Origin of the sequence: Bradyrhizobium sp. Cp5.3, assembly GCF_000426265.1 — a bacterium.
GTDB classification, from domain to species: domain Bacteria; phylum Pseudomonadota; class Alphaproteobacteria; order Rhizobiales; family Xanthobacteraceae; genus Bradyrhizobium; species Bradyrhizobium neotropicale.
The window spans coordinates 72513-91206 of sequence record NZ_AUFA01000003.1 but is presented as its reverse complement, the minus strand read 5'-3'; the positions used below and the strand labels follow the sequence as shown (position 1 = coordinate 91206).

Here is an 18694-nt window from a genome sequence, read left to right as displayed (position 1 = left end):
ATGATTGCTGTAACGTTCAGCGCTGAACTTTCTCGGCCTCGAGCATCTCCGCTGCGATCGCCGTGAGATCATCGACCTGCCGCAGCAGCGTCTGGAGCTCGTCTTCGCTCAGATGTTCCAACAGGCGCCGATTGCGCTCCTGCGCGCCGGCGACGATCGCATCATGCGCCGCGAGCCCGGCCTTGGTCAGCGAGACCAGCACCTCGCGGCTGTCCTTTGGATTCGGCGCCTTCGCGATCAGCTTACGCGACATCAGGCCAGCGAGCGCGCGGCTGATCTGTCCCTTGTCCTGGCCGACGGCTTCGGCGAGCCGCACCACGCTCATCGCCGGTCCGCGACCGAGCGAGGCGACGAGACCGAACTCGACAGACGACAATCCGGTGAGGCGCTTGTAGCGCAGGATGGCGCCGCGCTTGAGCAGGTTGGCGAGCACCATTAGCCGCGAGGACAGCATCACGGTGATCGGCGCCGGCAGCTCGCTTTCGTCCGGTTCGGGCGATGTCGACCCGCCCCTGCTCGGTGTCTGGCTCATGGCCCTCCTCTGCCAAGAAAGCCGGTTCCTGCCAAGCCTGAGCGACCAAGTCCGGCCTCGGCGCAATCGAAATGCAACTAAGAGGCGTTTTGAGTATCGTTGACATTGTCATCGATCTGCCGTTGACTTGGTCAACACATCAAAGATGACCCGGCCGCGAAGGCCGGACGGGAGGATCAGCATGACCATCACCCAGCGGGATCGCGATCTCGGCACTGGCTATGCGATGAAGCCGGCGCACACGCGCGCCGAGCTGACGTCGGTCGCAAGGGACACGCCGATGGGCGAGCTGCTCCGCCGCTACTGGCACCCGGTGGGCCTTGTCGGCGACGCCACCGACACGCCGAAGAAGGTGCGCGCGCTGGGCGAGGACCTGGTCCTGTTCCGCGACAGGCACGGCCGCGCCGGCCTGTTGCACGCGCGCTGCTGCCACCGCGGCACCACGCTCTATTACGGCAAGGTCGAGGAAGACGGCATCCGCTGCTGCTATCACGGCTGGAAGTTCGACACCGAAGGCCACTGCCTCGAGCAGCCCTGCGAGCCCGACGGCGGCCAGTTCAAGGACAAGGTGCGCCAACCCTGGTACCCGGTCGAGGAGCGCTACGGGCTGATCTTCGCCTATATGGGCCCGGCCGAGAAACGCCCGGTGCTGCCGGCCTACGAGTGCCTTGAAAACATGGACGACGGCCAGCTCGTCGAAGCCGATGATTCCTCGATCGGCGGCGGCGGGCCAGCGATCATCCCCTGCAACTGGCTGCAGCATTTCGAGAACGTTGTCGATCCCTACCACGTGCCGGTGCTGCACGGCTCGTTCAGCGGTCCGCAATTCACCAACATGATGGCCTCGATCCCCGAGGTGAAGTTCGAGAAATCGCCGCGCGGTGTCCTCGTCCGTTCGGAACGCAAGCAGGACGACGGCAAGGTGTTTTACCGCGTCAGCGAGGCCGCGCTGCCCACCTTGCGCGTGGTGCCGAATCCGCGCGTCGCGCAGTTCGCCCGCGTCGAGTCGATCGGCTGGGTCCTGCCGATCGACGACACCTCCTTCCGCATCTACGTCGCCGGCCGCGTCAAGAACCCCGGCGACATCGGCCGCATGCGCTCGAAATTCAACGGCAAGTTCTGGTGGGACATGAGCGAGGCCGAGCACCAGCAATTCCCGGGCGACTATGAGGCCCAGGTCGGCCAGGGCCCGGTGACCGTTCACTCCGAGGAGCATTTTGGCCAGAGCGACCGCGGCATCCTGATGATCCGGCGCATGCTGAGCGACCAGCTCGAGGCCCTTGCGGCCGGCCGCGATCCCATCGGCGTCTGCTTTGACGCGAGCGCGCCGCCGGTCGAGTTCGAAGCGGGGAATTACATCCGCGAAGGCTGATCAGCCAGCCCCAACACGAGCTGGACCAATTACAATAACAAAGACAAATTGGGGGAAGCGATGGTCGATGTGACGTCACAAGTGTCGGTGCAAACGGCCGCCGCGGCAAAGCCCTCGGCACGGCGCTATTACGTGCTGGGGCTGCTCACCATCATCTATGCGCTGAATTTTCTCGACCGCACGATCTTCAATGTCCTGATCGAGCCGATCAAGAAGGAGTTTCAACTCAGCGACACCATGATGGGCCTGCTCGCAGGTTTCGGCTTCGCGCTGTTCTATTCCCTGCTCGGAATCCCCATCGCGCGCATGGCCGACCGGCTCAACCGCCGCAACATCGTCGCCATCGCGTTTGCGTTCTGGAGCGCGATGACGGCGCTGTGCGGCGCGGCCTCGAGCGTGACCTCGCTGGCGCTGGCGCGAATCGGCGTCGGCATCGGCGAATCCGCGGGCTCGCCGGCCTCGCAGTCCATCGTTGCCGATCTCTTTGCCAAGAACGAGCGGCCGCGCGCGCTCGGCGTCTACGCCATCGGCACCTATCTCGGCGTCTTCCTCGGCTATTTCGTCGGCGGCTACGTCAACCAGCACTATGGCTGGCGGATGGCCTTCTACGTCGCGGGCCTGCCCGGCATCCTGCTCGCCACGGTCCTCTGGCTGACGATCTCCGAGCCGAAGCGCGGCGCGATGCAGGAGAGTTTTGTGCCCGAGCCGCTCGGGCCGACGCTGCGCTTCCTTGCCTCGCAGCGGAGCTTCGTCATCGTGCTGATCGGCTTCTGCCTCACCACCTACACCAATTACGCGACCGCGGCCTGGATCCCGCCGTTCCTTGCGCGCGTGCACCATCTGTCGAGCGCCGAGATCGGCACCTATGCCGGCACCTTCAAGGGACTCGCCGGCATGGCCGGCACCCTGCTCGGCGGCTTCGTGGTGGCGCAGGTGAGCCGCCTCGACGATCGCTGGAAGCTGTGGGCGCCCGCGATTACATCGGGCCTCGCTGGTCCCGTGTTCGCGCTGTGCATGCTGACGCAGGATTTCACGGTGATGGTGGCGATGCTGGCGCTGACCTCGTTCCTGGTCGGCTTCCATCTCGGACCGATCTTCGCGATCGCGCAGACCGTGGCAAAGCCGAGCATGCGGGCGCTGGCCTCCGCCCTCATCGCGCTCACCGCGACCTGCTTCGGCCAGGGCGTCGGCCCGCTCGCGGTCGGGATGGTCAATGATGCGCTGAAGGGTGGCTACGGCGCTGACGCCGTGCGCTATTCCCTGCTCTCGGCTGCGATCACGACCACCGTCGGCGCCCTCCTGTTCGTCTGGGCTGCCCGCCCGATCCGGGCCGATATCGCCCGCGCGGCGGCTTAAGGCCGGTTCCAGCGGCCGCCGGGGCGAAACCGACCCGGCGGCCAGATGAAACCATTTTGCGAAACCGGTGAAACCATCCGGAAACAGATCGTCCTTATGACAAGAGCCAACAGACGGCGGTAAAGCCCGTCGGGAGGCTCTGATGAACCACTCAATTCATTCTGCTGACCGTTCGACCCACCTGAAGATCGTGGTGGTGGCGCTCGTGGCTGGCATCGCGGTGGCCGCCTTCGGGATCGCAGCCCGCACCGATGCCGATTACAGCCAGACCGCTCAGTCGACCCATGTGATCAAGGCGGGCAAACCGGTGGTGGTCACCAGCTCGGGCTCGTCGGAGATTCGCTGACGGCACGAGAAAGGTCCGGTTTGAGACAAAACGGCCGCCCCAGGGCGGCCTTTTGCTTTCCGGCTCAGCTTGCGGTCTCACCAGTCTGAAGTCCTTCGACAAGAGAGCCCTGGTGTAACGGACCTGCTCCCGCGGCCGGCCGCCGCCGCGATCGCCGCCACGCTGTCGCTCCTCGTTTGGGCGCGACACTGGATGATGACCGCGCGACACAAACAGGGTGGTGGCGAGGTGCAGCTCGGCATTTGCCGAACTAATGGCGGGTACTGCAGGACGTAGAATGTTGGGGTGTAATCGGGACCGGCCTCGGCAACGCTCGGTTCACGAACCGCAGGAATTAGCGATCCGCTGCCGGCGGGGGCTAGGCGTAATCGGGAAACCCACGCCGTATGTCCAAAAGTGGACATATCCGACGCCGGCTTTGGTCTAGGCTGTTGGCCCTTGGTGCTCGCGCCAAGGGACCTCGAACGGCCCCGGCATTTAGGGTTGTGTCGGGGCCGTTTCTTCGTGCACCGGAGCCGGGCCCCTCGCTCTTCCCTCAGTTTGAACTTTAGGAACCTCCCGGTAATTCCTGCGCTAGAATGCAACCATGAGCGAAATGGTACTGATAATGGCAGGGATCGGCATCGCCGTGGTTGCCGCCATTATCGCGCTGTTCGAGGCCAAGGCGGCGCAGGAGCGCAAGAAGTCATGAAGGACATGAAGGCCCACCTAGAACTGCTCCGCGTCCAAATCGCCGAATGCGAGCGCCTTCAGAAGGCTGCAAAGAGCCAAATTAAGCGGGACGTATTCACAAGGTTGCTCGTGCGCTACAGGGCTATCGCTACCGAGCTAGAGCAAGCGATAGCAAAAATGCCACCAGCTCCCGTCGCCTTCCCAGGCCGCAAGACCCCAGAGTCCCACCCCAAAGAAGAAGAGTAGGCCGCCTCTGGCGATCGATAGCCTCACGTTTGTTCCGCTCTTGAGCCCGACCCTTCTCAACGGCGTCTTTGATACAGGCGCCAAACTGCGTGGGCGTCGGTCAAAAAGGCTCCGATTCACGGATTTGGAGACCACTTTTTACGCTTCGCTGGAGCTATCCGGAGGCAAATGGTCAAAACCGGCGGCGAACGAGACCGGCACAGAGGTGCAAGGTCGCCGGCATCCCTTGGACTTGTGGTCGAAGGTTCCAAATCGTGGTATGTCTAAGGGCTTGATATTCCGCCAAAAATGGCGCGAGAGACGGGGCTCGAACCCGCGACCTCCGGCGTGACAGGCCGGCGCTCTAACCAACTGAGCTACTCCCGCGTGACGCGCAGATGTCCGCGGAACGAGGGGGGACTTAAAGGCGGGACTTGGTGAAGTCAAGGACGTTGCATCCACAGCCGCAACGCCCGCGTTTCTACGAGCGGCGCATGCTGACCATGCTTAACGGCCGCGCCAGCGGCGTAGTCAGTCCAGTCCCGAATCGTCTACGCGTTCCGGAACTTGCGCGGATTTCGAGGCCATCCCCCCTCAGGACTCCGGCAAGACACGAGGAGGCCAGACATGGCGAAGAAGGCAGCCGCTCCAGCCACCATCACGCTCAAGCACCTCGCAGCCAGCATCGCGGAAGGCCAGGACCTCTCGAAAAAGCATGCCGAGGCGATTCTCACCGACATGGTCGACCTGATCACCAGGCACCTGAAGAAGGGCGACCGGGTCCGCATCGTCGGCCTTGGCATCCTCCAGGTCCGCAAGCGCGCCGCCCGCACCGGCCGCAATCCCGCCACCGGCGAGCCGATCCACATCAAGGCCAGCAAGAAGGTCGCATTCCGGCCGGTCAAGGAACTGAAAGAAGCGATCTGAGCGCTACGGTTCGTTAAGCCTGATCCTGCGTCGTGCCCGCTTCGATGCGGCCCCCTGAATGACGCTTTTCTGGTATATCGCCTGCTCACCTGACCCGGCGGTTTGAACAGAAATGTCCTCCCTCACCTTCACGCACACCGTGACCGAGCGCTTCCTGCGCTACGTCACCATCGACACCCAATCCGATCCCGAATCTCCCAACTCGCCCTCGACCGAGAAGCAGAAGGATCTTGGCCGCGTGCTCGTCACCGAGCTCAAGGCCATGGGCGTCGCGGACGCCCATCTCGACGACTACGGCTACGTCTATGCGACGATCCCGGCCAATACCGACAAGAAGGTGCCGGTGATCTGCTTCTGCTCGCACATGGACACCTCGCCCGACGTCACCGGCAAGAACGTCAAGCCGCAGGTCGTGAAGAACTATCGCGGCGGCGACATCACGCTCCCGGGCGATCCCACCCAGGTGATCCGCTTTGCCGAGCACCCGGCGCTGAAGAACCAGATCGGAAACGACATCATCACCACCGACGGCACCACGCTGCTTGGCGCCGACAACAAGGCCGGCGTCGCCGAGATCGTGGATGCCGCGCATTTCTTCATCAACAATCCCGACGTGAAGCACGGCACCATCAAGATCCTGTTCACGCCCGACGAGGAGATCGGCCGCGGCGTCGACAATGTCGACCTGAAGAAGCTTGGCGCCGATTTCGGCTACACCATGGACGGCGAGAGCGCCGGCAGCGTCGAGGACGAGACCTTCTCGGCCGACGGCGCCACCATCACCATCAACGGCGTCAGCGCCCATCCCGGCTACGCCAAGGGCAAGATGGAGCATGCGATCAAGATCGCCGCCGCCATCGTCGAGCGGCTGCCGAAGGAAGGCTGCTCGCCCGAGACGACGTCAGGCAAACAGGGTTTCCTGCATCCGATCGGCATCACCGGCGCGCTCGAGCAGGCGACGCTCGCCTTCATCGTGCGCGACTTCACCGAAGAGGGCCTGAAGGAGAAGGAGACCCTGCTCGAGGGCATCGTGAAGGACGTGATGAAGGAATACCCGCGCTCGACCTACCGGTTCGAGGTCAGGGAGCAGTACCGCAACATGAAGCAGGTGATCGACCGTCACCCGCACATCCTCGAATACGCCATCGAGGCGATCCGCCGCGCGGGCCTGCGTCCTATGCGCACAGCGATCCGCGGCGGCACCGACGGCTCGCGGCTGTCCTTCATGGGCTTGCCCTGCCCCAACATCTTTGCCGGCGAGCACGCCTTCCACTCGCGCCTGGAATGGGTGAGCCGGCAGGACATGGAGAAGGCGGTACAGACCATCGTGCATCTCGCCATGATCTGGGAAGAGCGGGCGTAGCGTTCACCGCAGCAAGACGCGGGACCGGCACGGTCCCGCGCGACAGATAAGATGTCCGAGGACTCGCATGAGCTTCTATCAGGACAGGATCCTGCCTTGGCTGACGCAGCTCGCGATGCGACAGCCCTATCTCGTGCCATATCGCACCCGAGTCGCATCCGCTGCGACGGGCCGCGTGCTCGAGCTCGGGATTGGTCCGGGGCTCAATCTCGGCTTCTACGGGCCGGGCGTGACACAGATCATTGGCATTGATCCATCGCCAAAGCTGCTGGAGATCGCCCGCGACGCCGGTCGGCAGCATGCAAGCCGGCTGGAGCTGATCGAGGGCTCCGCGGAAGCCATTCCGCTGGAAAATGCGAGCGTGGACACCGTCGTGACGACGTGGACCATGTGCAGCATCCCCGATGTCAGTCGCGCACTCTCGGAGGCACGACGCATCCTGAAGCCGGGCGGACAGCTCCTGTTCGTCGAGCATGGCCGTGCGCCTGAGGCGAGCGTGCAATGGTGGCAGGATCGTTTGACCCCGCCCTGGAAGGTGATCGCGGGCGGCTGCCATCTCAACCGCGCCATCGCAGACCTGATCCGCGGCAACGGCTTCGCCGTCGAGGATCTCGATGTCGGCTATATGCCGGGACCAAAGCCGATGACGTTCATGTACGAAGGCCGGGCGCTCCCACGCTAGGCACTGTACTCATCTCTAGGGGCGTGCGCGCCCGATGTCCGCTTGTCCGCCCATAGCAGCGGCCAACGTGCCGGCTTCACCTATGCCGGTCCCGAGTCCTTCCCCCCGAACACCACGATGTTCAACCAGCCGGACCTCGGCCGTCCCGAGCTTGACGAAGACAAATGGGGCGCCCTGGAAAATCGCGTCTTAGATCTTCTGGGCTCCGAGCAGTCGCTGACGATCTCGGCCGAGGGCAAAAGCTACTTGCTACCGCCGGTCAAGGCGCCGCGCTGGCGGGCGCGTTTCCAGAAAAACTGCTGACACGCCGACCGCAAGCAGGCCCCAGCCCCGGTTCGCGCCGGAGCTGGGGCCTCTCGTTTTTGCGCCGCGTCACCTGTCCTATGTTAACGACGTCCACTACGCGATGCATCAAAGATGCAAGCGGGGCGGGAAACTCGGGAGAGCCGCGTGGACCGCAGAACCGCCTGCCTGAAGCAGGCAGATGCATTTCGGGAAAAGGCCATCGCTGATCCCGCACACCACGACCAGTGGATCGATGAAGCCATCAAATGGCTCGAGCTGGCGATGGAGGCGAGTCGTCGCGTCGCGGTCACGATCGAAGCCACGGAAGACTGGCTCCTTCAAGACGCGGCAGCCGATGCGCTGTTGTCGCAACGGCCCGAGCCCAGTGCCTGATCGCACGCTCTTCCAAAACTTCCGAATTTGCTTAACACGAATTATATGCCCGGCGAGCAGAAGGCGCCTCTGCTTGTCTCTGGCCAAATCGTGATGCGGGCACGGTTTGCAGGTTCCGTCACGGCGTGCGACAATGAGGCATGCTGCTGAAACGGTTCGCCAACGCTGTGGTCATGCTGCTGGTCGCGCTCGGGCTTCTGCTCGCGCCGCTGGCCGCCCCTGCGTTTGCCGCGCCTGTGTCCGGCGCCGCTCATCACCACGACATGCAGGCGATGTCAGACGACATGCAAGCGATGGCGGACGACGCGCAGGCTTCGTCGGATGACACGCAGGCGATGGCGGACATGCCGTGCTGTCCGGGACAGACCAAGGGCGGCGATGGCGGATCTTGTCCGTTCGTGGCGCTCTGCATGCTGAACCTCTCCGTCCCCGCGCCGTCCGGAGCTGCTGCCCTGATCGAGCGTCAGGCTCAGCACAGCGCGCGCGTGCTGCGCAATGATCTTCCTGTCGACGGTCTCGGCACAAAGCCCCCCGACCATCCGCCTCGAACCCTGGTCTGATCGGCGCTCACGCGCCTGATGATCCCGCGTGCCGAACCCGGTGCGCGCATCGCGGCCTGCCGCCTTGCGGCTTGTCGCCTGCGGCCCTGACGGCTCCATCAGACCCATCGAGGAATTGAAATCATGACAACGTTCAACGTCGCACGCGCCGCCATGGCCGTGCTGATCGGCGCTGCCCTTACGGGTGCCGCGCATGCCGAAATCAAGAACTACGAGTTCCAGCTCATTCAGCCGACCGTCAAGGCCGGAGCCGATCGCATCGTGACGGTGCGACTGGTCGACAAGACCAGCGGCAAGGCCGTGCCCGACGCGGTGGTCTTCGCCAGCCGGCTCGACATGGCTCCGGACGGCATGCAGGAGATGGCCACCAAGGTCACGCCCATGCCGGGGACCGAGCCCGGCACCTACCGCTTCAAGGCGACCTTCGGCATGGCCGGTCGCTGGCAGCTTTCGCTTGGCGCCAAGGTGCAAGGCGAAACCGGGACGGTCGACAACAAGCTCGTCGTCACGGCCGAGCAATGAGCCGCAGCCGCCTCATCGGCGCTGCCGCTGCGATCCTCGCTGCGGCAGGTGCCGGGCTGTTCGCCGGCAGCGCCTTGCCGCCGGATAACGGCCGCCTGCTGTCCGCTGCCGGCGCGGCCGACGCCAGCGCCCCGCTCTATTATCAGGACCCCGACGGCAAACCGCTTTATTCGCCGACACCGAAGAAAACCGAGGACGGCCGCGACTATGTCGCCGTGCCGGCGGCTGTCGATGCGCCGGAGCAGCCTGCAACAATGAACGCGGCCAAGAACGCGGCAACGACGCAGGGCGATCGCAAGATCAAGTATTACCGCAACCCGATGGGCCTGCCCGACACCTCGGCGGTGCCGAAGAAGGATTCGATGGGGATGGACTACATTCCCGTCTATGAGGGCGAGGACAGCGACGACGGCTCGGTCAAGCTGTCACCCGGCCGGATCCAGCGTAGCGGCGTCAAATCCGAACCTGCCGAGCGGCGCCAGATCAGGACGCTGGTTCGCGTCCCCGGCACAATCCAGCTCGATGAGCGGCGGGTCTCGGTCGTCGCCATGCGCGCCGAGAGCTATGTGCAGAAGGTCGCCGATGTAACGACCGGCAGCCGCGTGGCGAAGGGCCAGCCGCTGATGGACATCTACAGCTCCGCGGTGTCGTCCGCCGCGGCCGAATATCTTGCGACGATCACCTCGAAAGCCACGGCAGGCATCGAACCCTATGGCCGAGGCTCCCGGCAACGGCTGGTCAATCTCGATGTCCCGGAGCCAGCCATCGCCGAGATGGAGAAGAGCCGCGCGGTCCCCATCACCATTCAATGGTCGTCGCCCCGCGACGGCATCGTGCTCCAGCGCAACGCGATCGAGGGAATGCGTGCCCAGCCCGGCGACGTGCTGTTTCGTATCGCCGACATCTCGCTGGTCTGGGCGATCGTCGATGTCGCCGAGCGAGACCTCGGCAACGTTGCCGTCGGCCAGCCCGTAACGGTGCGGGCGCGCAGCCATCCCGGCCGGAGCTTCAAGGGGCGGATCAGCGTGATCTATCCGCAGGTCAACAAGGAGACGCGCACGGCACGGGTGCGGATCGAGCTGGAGAATGCCGACCTCGCGCTGCTTCCGGACATGTATGTCGATGCCGAGATCGATACCGGCAATCCGGCGCCGGTCCTCGCGGTCGCCGAGAGCGCTGTGCTCGACACGGGCAGCCGGCAGGCTGTCCTCATCGACAAGGGACAAGGCCGCTTCGAGCCGCGCGAGGTCAAGCTCGGACGACGGGGCGACGGCTACGTAGAGATCCGCGATGGGCTTGCCGAGGGCGATGCCATCGTCACCTCGGCCAACTTCCTCATCGACGCCGAGAGCAATTTGAAGGCCGCGCTCAAGGGGTTCAATGAGGCAGGGCCGATGCAAGCCGACAATCCCACCGGCGAGAAGGCCATCGGAGTCAAGCCATGATCGCGCGCGTCATCGCCTGGTCGGCCCGCAACCTGCTGCTGGTGCTGTTCGGCACCGGCTTTGCCGCCGCTGCCGGTTTCTATGCGCTGATCCATCTGCCGCTGGACGCCATTCCCGACCTCTCCGACACCCAGGTCATCGTCTATACCGAGTTTGCCGGCCAGGCGCCGCAGGTGATCGAGGACCAGGTCACCTATCCCCTCACCACCGCAATGCTGACGGTGCCGAGGTCCAAGGTGGTGCGCGGTTTCTCCTTCTTCGGCGTCTCCTTCGTCTACGTCATCTTCGAGGACGGCACCGACATCTACTGGGCCCGCTCGCGCGTGCTCGAGTTTCTCAACAGTGCGGCGGCAAGGCTGCCCGCAGGCGTAACACCGACGATCGGCCCGGACGCGACCGGCGTCGGCTGGGTCTACCAATACGCCGTAATGTCCCGGGAGTTGAACCTCGCCGACACAAGGACGATCCAGGACTGGAACCTGAAATTCGCCCTCGCCAAGGCGGAAGGCGTAGCGGAGGTCGCGAGCGTCGGCGGCTTCGTCAAGCAGTACAATGTCATCCTCGATCCGCAGCGCATGCGCGATCTCGGCATCACCATGCAGAAGATGCGCGACGCCATCCGCGCCAGCAATGCCGACGTCGGCGGCCGCACCGTCGAACTCTCCGAGTTCGAATATGTCATCCGCGGCAAGGGTTATCTCAAGAGCATCAACGATCTCGGCAATGTCGTGCTGAAGACCGACAACGGAACGCCGGTCAAGCTGCGCGACGTCGCCCGCGTCGAGCTCGGACCGGACGAGCGGCGCGGCATCGCCGAGCTGAACGGCGAGGGCGAGGTCGCAAGCGGCATCGTGCTCCAGCGCTTCGGTATGAACGCGCTCGACGTGATCGAGAACGTCAAGAAGCGGTTCAAGGAGATCGCGACCAGCCTGCCGAAGTCGGTCGAGATCGTCCCGGTCTACGACCGCTCGAACCTCATCTATGCAGCCATCGACACGCTCAGGCACACGCTGGTCGAGGAAAGTATCGTGGTGGCGCTGGTCTGCATCGTCTTCCTGCTGCACGTCCGCAGCGCGCTCGTCGCCATCCTGATGCTTCCCGTCGGCGTGCTGATGGCCTTCGGAGCGATGAAGCTGCTCGGGATCGGCTCCAACATCATGAGTCTCGGCGGCATCGCGATTGCGATCGGCGCCATGATCGACGCCGCGATCGTCATGATCGAGAACGCGCACAAGCACCTCGAGCGCGCCGAGCCCGACCGATCGCGGGTGGCGATCCTGATCGATGCCGCCGCCGAGGTCGGCCCCGCGCTGTTCTTCAGCCTGCTGATCATCACCGTGTCGTTCATGCCGATCTTCACGCTGGAATCGCAGGAAGGCCGGCTGTTCAGCCCGCTCGCCTTCACCAAGACGTTTGCGATGGCGGCGGCGGCGCTTCTGTCAGTGACGCTGGTACCGGCGCTGATGGTGATCTTCGTCCGCGGCAAGATCATTCCGGAGCACAAGAATCCGATCAATCGCTTCCTGATCTGGATCTATCGGCCGATCATCGCGGCCGTGCTGCGGGCGAGGATCGTCGTGATCCTGCTCGCGCTCGGCGTGCTCGCCGTGTCGGTCTGGCCGGCGCGTCAGCTCGGCACCGAGTTCATGCCGAACCTCGACGAAGGCACCCTGCTCTACATGCCCACCACGCTGCCCGGCATTTCCGTGACCAAGGCGGCCGAGCTGATGCAGACGCAGGACCGGATCATCCGCTCGTTTCCCGAAGTGGCCTCGGTCTATGGCAAGGCCGGCCGCGCGGCCACCGCGACCGATCCCGCGCCGTCGGAAATGTTCGAGACCATCGTCAACCTCAAGCCGAAGGCAGAGTGGCGCCCGGGCGTGACGGTCGACAGCCTGATAGCGGAGATGGACAAGGCGCTGCAATTCCCCGGCGTCTCCAACGCCTGGACCATGCCGATCAAGGCGCGCATCGACATGCTCTCGACCGGCATCCGCACCCCGATCGGCGTCAAGGTCATCGGCACCGATCTCGCCGGGATCGACAAGCTTGCCCGGCAGATCGAGCAAGTGCTCAAGGCGGTCCCCGGGACCTCCTCGGCCTATGCCGAGCGAAGCCTCGGCGGCTACTATCTCGAGATCACGCCGGACCGTGAGGCGCTGTCGCGCTACGGCATCATGGTGCAGGACGTTCAGGACACGATCGCGACCGCGCTGGGCGGCCAGACGGTGACGACGACCGTCGAAGGCCGGCAGCGCTTCACCGTCAACATGCGCTATCCGCGCGACCTGCGCGACAATCCAAAGGCGATCGCCAGCGACATCCTGGTGCCGATGCCGGCCGGCGGCGCCGTGCCCCTCGGCGAGGTCGCCAGCGTCACGCCGACGCGCGGGCCGACCTCGATCCGGACCGAGAACGGGCAATTGGCGAGCTACATCTATGTCGACATCCGCGACCGTGACCTCGGCGGCTACGTCACTGAGGCGCAGCGTGCGGTGCAGGCCAGCGTCCAGTTCCCGCCGGGTTATTACGTGGTCTGGAGCGGGCAGTACGAATATCTGGAACGCGCCGCTGCGCGCTTGAAGATCGTGGTGCCGGTAACGCTGCTGATCATCTTCCTGCTGCTCTACCTCAACTTCCGCTCGATCACCGAGACAATGATCGTGATGCTGTCGTTGCCGTTCGCCCTCGTCGGCGGGCTCTGGCTGATGTGGTGGCTCGGCTTCAACCTCTCGGTGGCGGTCGCGGTCGGCTTCATTGCGCTTGCCGGCGTCGCGGCCGAAACCGGCGTGGTGATGCTGATCTACCTCAACCAGGCGCTTGCCGAGACCAAAGCACGCTGCGCCCTCGGCGGCCGCGCCCTGACCCGCAAGGATCTTTATGCGGCCATCATGGAAGGCGCCGTCGAGCGCGTCCGCCCGAAGATGATGACGGTGGTCGCGATCATGGCCGGCCTGCTCCCGATCATGTGGAGCAACGGCACGGGGTCGGAGATCATGCAGCGCATTGCAGTGCCCATGATCGGCGGCATGCTCTCGTCGACCCTGCTGACGCTGATCGTGATCCCCGCGATTTTCGGGCTGGTGAAGGGCGTTGGGCTGCCGTCCGACTCCGGCGCCAATGTCATGCCGTCGCCCAACAATGAAAGCCCGGAACAACACTCCGACGCGCTGGAAGCAGCCCAATGAGCGGAATGGCGGTGTCACAAAGCAGGACTGTCGTTCATGCCATCACCCGGTATCCACCGAGGCCGGCATGACCAACCAGGAAGTCGAACTCAAGGCGTTGATGGTCGCGAGCCAGGGCGGCGACGCGGGCGCCTATCGTGCCCTGCTGGGAAAGCTCGCGCCTCGCCTGCGAGCCTACTACAAGCGCAGAATCGCGGGGATCGGGCGGAGCGCGGAGGAGGCCGAAGACCTGGTCCAGGAAACGCTGCTGGCGGTCCATTTCAAGCGCCACACCTACGATCCAAATGCGCTGTTCACGCCTTGGCTTCATGCGATTGCGCGCTACAAGCTGATCGACCACCTTCGCAGCAGCAAGGCATCGCGGATGGACGTTCCGATCGACGACCACCAGGACCTCGCTGCGAGCGACGACCACATGGCTGCGGAAGGAACGCACGACATGACGACGCTTCTTGGCCGGTTACCGTTGAAGGCGCGTCAGGCGATCGAATCCGTCAAGCTGGAAGGCAAGAGCGTTGCCGAAACCGCCGAGCGCTACGGGATGTCCGAATCGAACGTGAAGATCAGCATTCACCGCGGCCTGAAGGCGCTGGCTGCGCTCATCAGACGGGATCGCGACGCCTGAGCGTCGCTCCATCCTCCAATCCAGCGCCTCGACCTTCCGCGCCGCAGCAAACCCCGCCGCACAGCCAATTCTTCGTTTTCACCTCGGCGTGACCGTGTAACCGGCTCCTGAAAAGCTCCGAACTCCTTTGCAGAAGCGCGCACGGAGCGCCTTCCATGACAAAGGAGCAAACAATGTCGACGAAGTTCACGAAGCCCGTTCTTGCATTTTCCCTGCTGGCCTCGCTGGTCGCGATGACCACAGCGGCAAACGCCGGCGCGACGATTTCCGATCGGCGCTATTGGCCGAACGAAGTTGGTCCCTCCTCCTACCAGGCCGCCGATACACGATCCTCCGCGCACGACGCTTTCGCCGCATTCGGACCTGCAGCCTCACTTGCCTCCGACGTCTCAGGCCCGCGTTACGTGGGCGGCCCGAAGTCCTCGATCGCGCCGACACGAGGGTTCTGATGCAGGGTCCTCGCCGGTCGGCAATCCTCCGGCTCCCATCCAAACCAAACCGCAAGGCCGGCTGCGCAGGACATCTCCGACGCAGCCGGACCGGCACCGCGCGCAAGCGGTAACCTGTTTACCTTTCACCTCACTGCACACCACTCCCACGCATTCTTCGAAGCCAGTTGGATTCCGATGGTCGAACATCTGGAGCAATGGAAGAGACCCAATATCGTCTCGGTCATGACGCACTGGGCGGGCGCCTGGTCGATGCTGCTGGCGCTGTACTTCGGCTTGAACGCCGTCTACGGAAGCGGCTCGCGCCAGGAAGCCTTCGTTGCACATGCATATGCAGGTCTTACGGTCCTGGGGCTCGTCATCGTCAGACTCTTCCTCAGGACGATGTTGCCATGGCCGAAAGCGACCGCAGGAAGCTCACGAATTCTCCTGCTCCTTGCCGAGGGCATGCATTGGACGCTCTACGGCCTGATGCTGCTGACGCCATTGACCGGCTGGATCGTCGCCTCCTCGATGGAATGCTGCATGGCTGTCCCCGGACTGCCGAGCATCAATGCCGTGGGATCGGCGCTTCCCATCGGCCGTCCGGTGGACGCGATGACGGCCTACCACGTTCACGTCTTTCTGGTCTGGTCTTTGCTCGCCCTGATCTCCCTTCACGTGCTGGCGGCGCTCGTTCACCATTTCGTCTTTCGCGACACAATCCTGGTCCGGATGATTCCCGTGCTTGGCGGACGTGCAGGATCCGCACCCGCGTTACGGTCCGGTCGTGAATACCCGACCGCACCGACTTGAACGAACCGCCATGAGGCAGTCTGTCACCACAGGAGAGCAGCGACGATGGAACACATGTCGGAAATGCATCAGAGGATGTCCGCGATGCACGACGCGGCGTCGACAGGCTTGATCGACCATATCCTTGGGGCCACGGGCCGCTTTGCGGCACAGCTCCTGATCATCCTGACGTCCGCACCGGTCCTCGGCGCCTTGACGGCTTTGCTGCTCCTTCTCGCGAACGCCGCTCTCTTGCGCCTGCTCCTGACAAAACGAGCATCGCGTTCGTGAGTCGCAGACCGGAGCGAAGCTGATGATGATGAATTGCATGGATACGGGCACCGGTGCGCTGGTGATCTTGGGTGTTCGGCTTGCCGATGCAGCCATCGCCGTGACCGCCGCGCTGCTGGTCGTGCTGGCCGCCATCGCGGCGATCACTCTCGTTCGATTTTGCCTTGACGTTAAAGGCCGCTTCGCAGCTCGCGGCGTGGCCGACGGATCATCGTAAGGATGCATTCCCGCCGCTCGGCTCAACGGCTTTCACCTGCGCGTGATCTTGTAACCGGCAGGCGACGAGCTCCGAATTCATCGCAAGAAGCGCGCGTGAAGCGCTCTTCCGTCATCGGCAAACCCGCCGACGCAAGGTGGGTCTCTGCATTCTGAATACGTCGGTCGAACAACTGAACTCGCAAGGAGCATCTTCAATGATCATCAAGCAGACATCTTTCGTGAAGCGTCATCTCTCGGCATTGGCCCTGCTGCTGGCTGCCGCGAGCCTCGCGACCAGCTCTGCCGTGCTGGCACAGGACTCACCCGCAAGGCCGTCGACGCCCCCGGCCACGGACAAGATGGGAATGGGCAGCGCGGGCGGCGGCATGATGGGCATGGGCTCGGATGGAAATGGTGCAATGTCGGGCATGAAAGCGATGAAATGCTGCGGCCAAGGCGGCATGGGCCGAGCGGGCCACGGCGCCGACGAGAGGCAGGACGAAAAGAAATAGCCGGGGCCGATCGAGACCACGATCCTGGTTCGCAGTGAGCAGCCATCGGCCAATGCGTCGCCGATGGCTGATCCTGACGATAAGCCATCACGTCCGCGTGATGCTGTAACCGGATGGCAAAAGCCTCCGAACTCATGGAGGCAACGGCCCATCGCTCGGGCGATGAAACATTGTGATAAATTGGAATGGTCTGAAAGGTACGGCGCCCAAGGTTATCGGCGCAGCGCGGAGAATAGTGCATGAAGACCGACGATCTCGTTGATGTCTTGAGTGCCCGTGTCGATCCGGTCGACTCTGGGATGGTCGGCCGGCGCATCGTGCTGGCCGTTGCCCTCGCATCGGCGTTTACGATCGTCGCCACCCTGATCGGCCTCGGCCCACGCGCCGGATTGAACACGGCTGCCGCCTGGGTATTCCTGCTTCTCAAGATCACCTTCGCAGTCGCCATCGCCGGCGCGGCGGCTGTCTACCTGACCAGGCTATCCCGGCCGGGCGGCGCACTGAAGCACGGTACGATCATTGTCGTCCTGCCATTTCTCGCGATCGTGGCGCTCGCCCTCATCAGTCTCGGCTCGGCGCCAACCTCGCATTGGGACGGGATGGTCACGGGCGAGGCGTGGCTCGAATGCCTGGTATCGATCCCGGTCATCGCGATCGTACCGTTTGCGCTGACGATGTGGGCGGTGCGCCAGGCGGCGCCGACTGATCTGCGCCGGGCGGGCGCGTTCGCCGGTCTGCTGGCCGGTGGGATCAGCGCCGTCGCCTATGCACTTCACTGCACCGATGATTCCGTGCCGTTTGTCGCCGTCTGGTACGGCAGCACCATCGTGCTTTGCACCATCGCGGGCGCAGTGTTGGGACCACGGTTGCTGCGCTGGTGATCGCGGACTTCACGTGAGGAGGAGCGGAATCGGCCAACCCGATCGCAAGCTAACGAGCTCTCAGGATGGACTCCCGTCTCGCCGCACGGCGACCACGCATCAATGGCGGAGCCACGTGACGCACAGGGCCCTTGCCTGCGACTTCGCACGAGGTGGACCATGATGGATGGAATGATGTGGGGCATGGGACTGATCTGGCTGCTCGTCGCCGTCGTCCTGATTCTGGCGGCGGCCGCGCTCATCAAATACCTGGCCTCCGGGCGCGGAAGGAACAGGCTATGAGTAGGCTTGCCCTCCTCGCGGTGGTCTTGGTTGCATCTCCGACCGTAGCCTTCGCCCAACAAGGGGATGTCGCGCGCGGCCGACAGGTGTTCAGGGTCTGCGCGGCCTGTCATTCGCTCGAACCCGACCGCAACATGACCGGTCCAAGCCTTGCCGCATTATGGGGTCGCAAGGCGGGTGGTCTGGCGAGCTTCGAGCGATACTCGGACGCGCTGAAGTCTTCCGGGATCATCTGGGACGATCGTTCGCTGGATGCCTGGCTGACCGATCCGGATCGCATGGTGCCGGATAACGCCATGCCATTTGATGGCATCAAGGAGCAGCGCGACCGCGCCGATCTGCTCGCCTTTCTCAAGGACGCCACCAAACCCGGAGCAGCGCCCGCAGTCACAGCCCAATCCGGCACGGGCGGGATGATGGGCGGCGGCATGATGGGAGGCGGACGCGTGCCGAACTTGAGGGAGCCCCAGACTTCCGAGCGCGTGACCGCGATTACCCATTGCCGGGACACCTATCGGGTTACCACGGCGGACGGCAAGACGCGCGCTTTCTGGGAGCGCAATTTACGCCTGAAGACCGATTCCAGCAAAGATGGTCCGTAAAGCGGTTCACCGGCGATTGTCCCTGCAGGGATGATGGGTGACCGCGCCGACGTGATCTTTGCTTCACCGGAAGAGATCAGCAAGAAGATCGAGACACGATGCTGACGGAAGCCGTCAAACGAGCCGTCTTCGTCCCGCCCGCCGGATTGCCATGGGAATGCCAAGCTGCTTGGTGCCAATCGCCAATCCTGTGATAGTCTCAGCCAGCGAAC

22 protein-coding genes and 1 tRNA gene are annotated in these 18694 nt (G+C 64.0%); 21 read left to right on the top strand and 2 right to left on the bottom strand.

The genetic code is table 11. The features are described from left to right. Window positions 1-16 precede the first annotated feature (16 nt). Window positions 17-532, bottom strand: coding sequence for a MarR family winged helix-turn-helix transcriptional regulator (locus K289_RS0105725; RefSeq protein WP_027550611.1), 516 nt, complete (start codon window positions 530-532; stop codon window positions 17-19). A gap of 181 nt (window positions 533-713) precedes the next feature. Here K289_RS0105725 and K289_RS0105720 point away from each other — a divergent pair, with 181 nt between their 5' ends. From K289_RS0105720 to K289_RS43925, 4 genes are all read left to right on the top strand, one after another. After that, window positions 714-1904, top strand: a complete 1191-nt coding sequence (locus K289_RS0105720; protein ID WP_027550610.1) for an aromatic ring-hydroxylating dioxygenase subunit alpha — start codon at window positions 714-716, stop codon at window positions 1902-1904. Between the two features lie 60 nt (window positions 1905-1964). Continuing rightward, window positions 1965-3260: an MFS transporter gene (locus K289_RS0105715; RefSeq protein WP_027550609.1), complete on the top strand. Its 1296-nt coding sequence runs from the start codon at window positions 1965-1967 to the stop codon at window positions 3258-3260. 142 nt (window positions 3261-3402) lie between these two features. Continuing rightward, a complete protein-coding gene (locus tag K289_RS0105710; RefSeq protein WP_027550608.1) occupies window positions 3403-3606 on the top strand; it encodes a hypothetical protein in 204 nt (67 codons plus the stop codon). Between the two features lie 687 nt (window positions 3607-4293). Beyond that, complete coding sequence (locus K289_RS43925) at window positions 4294-4524, top strand: hypothetical protein (protein ID WP_035683958.1); 231 nt, start codon at window positions 4294-4296, stop codon at window positions 4522-4524. 289 nt (window positions 4525-4813) lie between these two features. On the opposite strand, the gene K289_RS0105695 is transcribed toward K289_RS43925, so the two are convergent. Continuing rightward, window positions 4814-4890 (bottom strand) — tRNA-Asp (locus tag K289_RS0105695). A 240-nt stretch (window positions 4891-5130) separates the two neighbouring features. Here K289_RS0105695 and K289_RS0105690 point away from each other — a divergent pair. The 17 genes from K289_RS0105690 to K289_RS43910 all read left to right on the top strand — a co-directional run bounded on the left by K289_RS0105690 (window position 5131) and on the right by K289_RS43910 (window position 18482). After that, window positions 5131-5430 carry an HU family DNA-binding protein gene (locus K289_RS0105690; protein ID WP_027550607.1) on the top strand — a complete coding sequence of 100 codons (300 nt, stop codon included), beginning with the start codon at window positions 5131-5133 and terminating at the stop codon, window positions 5428-5430. Between the two features lie 112 nt (window positions 5431-5542). Continuing rightward, entirely contained in the window at window positions 5543-6793 is a 1251-nt protein-coding gene (pepT, locus tag K289_RS0105685) for a peptidase T (protein WP_027550606.1), read from the top strand. 67 nt (window positions 6794-6860) lie between these two features. Beyond that, window positions 6861-7475, top strand: a complete 615-nt coding sequence (locus tag K289_RS0105680; protein WP_027550605.1) for a class I SAM-dependent methyltransferase — start codon at window positions 6861-6863, stop codon at window positions 7473-7475. A gap of 42 nt (window positions 7476-7517) precedes the next feature. Beyond that, on the top strand, window positions 7518-7778 hold the full coding sequence (locus K289_RS43920; protein ID WP_245283848.1) for a hypothetical protein: 261 nt from the start codon (window positions 7518-7520) through the stop codon (window positions 7776-7778). A gap of 147 nt (window positions 7779-7925) precedes the next feature. After that, entirely contained in the window at window positions 7926-8153 is a 228-nt protein-coding gene (locus K289_RS0105670) for a hypothetical protein (RefSeq protein WP_027550604.1), read from the top strand. A gap of 140 nt (window positions 8154-8293) precedes the next feature. Beyond that, window positions 8294-8713: a hypothetical protein gene (locus K289_RS0105665; protein ID WP_027550603.1), complete on the top strand. Its 420-nt coding sequence runs from the start codon at window positions 8294-8296 to the stop codon at window positions 8711-8713. Window positions 8714-8836: 123 nt separating this feature from the next. After that, on the top strand, window positions 8837-9235 hold the full coding sequence (locus K289_RS0105660; protein WP_027550602.1) for a FixH family protein: 399 nt from the start codon (window positions 8837-8839) through the stop codon (window positions 9233-9235). Next, window positions 9232-10680 (top strand): efflux RND transporter periplasmic adaptor subunit, encoded by a 1449-nt coding sequence (locus K289_RS0105655; protein ID WP_027550601.1) that lies wholly within the window; start codon window positions 9232-9234, stop codon window positions 10678-10680. Before K289_RS0105660 ends, K289_RS0105655 begins: the two co-directional genes overlap by 4 nt. Then, window positions 10677-13868, top strand: coding sequence for an efflux RND transporter permease subunit (locus K289_RS0105650; RefSeq protein ID WP_027550600.1), 3192 nt, complete (start codon window positions 10677-10679; stop codon window positions 13866-13868). The genes K289_RS0105655 and K289_RS0105650 overlap by 4 nt, the downstream gene beginning before the upstream one ends. 67 nt (window positions 13869-13935) lie before the next feature. Further along, window positions 13936-14493: a sigma-70 family RNA polymerase sigma factor gene (locus tag K289_RS0105645; protein ID WP_027550599.1), complete on the top strand. Its 558-nt coding sequence runs from the start codon at window positions 13936-13938 to the stop codon at window positions 14491-14493. A gap of 173 nt (window positions 14494-14666) precedes the next feature. Then, complete coding sequence (locus K289_RS0105640) at window positions 14667-14942, top strand: hypothetical protein (protein WP_035683953.1); 276 nt, start codon at window positions 14667-14669, stop codon at window positions 14940-14942. Between the two features lie 177 nt (window positions 14943-15119). Next, complete coding sequence (locus K289_RS47675; RefSeq protein WP_051310497.1) at window positions 15120-15737, top strand: cytochrome b; 618 nt, start codon at window positions 15120-15122, stop codon at window positions 15735-15737. Window positions 15738-16044: 307 nt separating this feature from the next. Beyond that, window positions 16045-16224 (top strand): hypothetical protein, encoded by a 180-nt coding sequence (locus K289_RS0105625; RefSeq protein WP_156917812.1) that lies wholly within the window; start codon window positions 16045-16047, stop codon window positions 16222-16224. 196 nt (window positions 16225-16420) lie between these two features. After that, window positions 16421-16717 carry a hypothetical protein gene (locus K289_RS0105620; protein ID WP_027550595.1) on the top strand — a complete coding sequence of 99 codons (297 nt, stop codon included), beginning with the start codon at window positions 16421-16423 and terminating at the stop codon, window positions 16715-16717. Window positions 16718-16956: 239 nt separating this feature from the next. Next, window positions 16957-17598, top strand: coding sequence for an NrsF family protein (locus tag K289_RS0105615; RefSeq protein ID WP_027550594.1), 642 nt, complete (start codon window positions 16957-16959; stop codon window positions 17596-17598). A gap of 159 nt (window positions 17599-17757) precedes the next feature. Further along, the gene (locus tag K289_RS52830) at window positions 17758-17880 is read left to right on the top strand and encodes a hypothetical protein (protein ID WP_256379986.1); all 123 of its coding nucleotides are present in this window, start codon (window positions 17758-17760) and stop codon (window positions 17878-17880) included. Then, entirely contained in the window at window positions 17877-18482 is a 606-nt protein-coding gene (locus K289_RS43910; protein ID WP_245283847.1) for a cytochrome c family protein, read from the top strand. The genes K289_RS52830 and K289_RS43910 overlap by 4 nt, the downstream gene beginning before the upstream one ends. Window positions 18483-18694 lie beyond the last annotated feature (212 nt).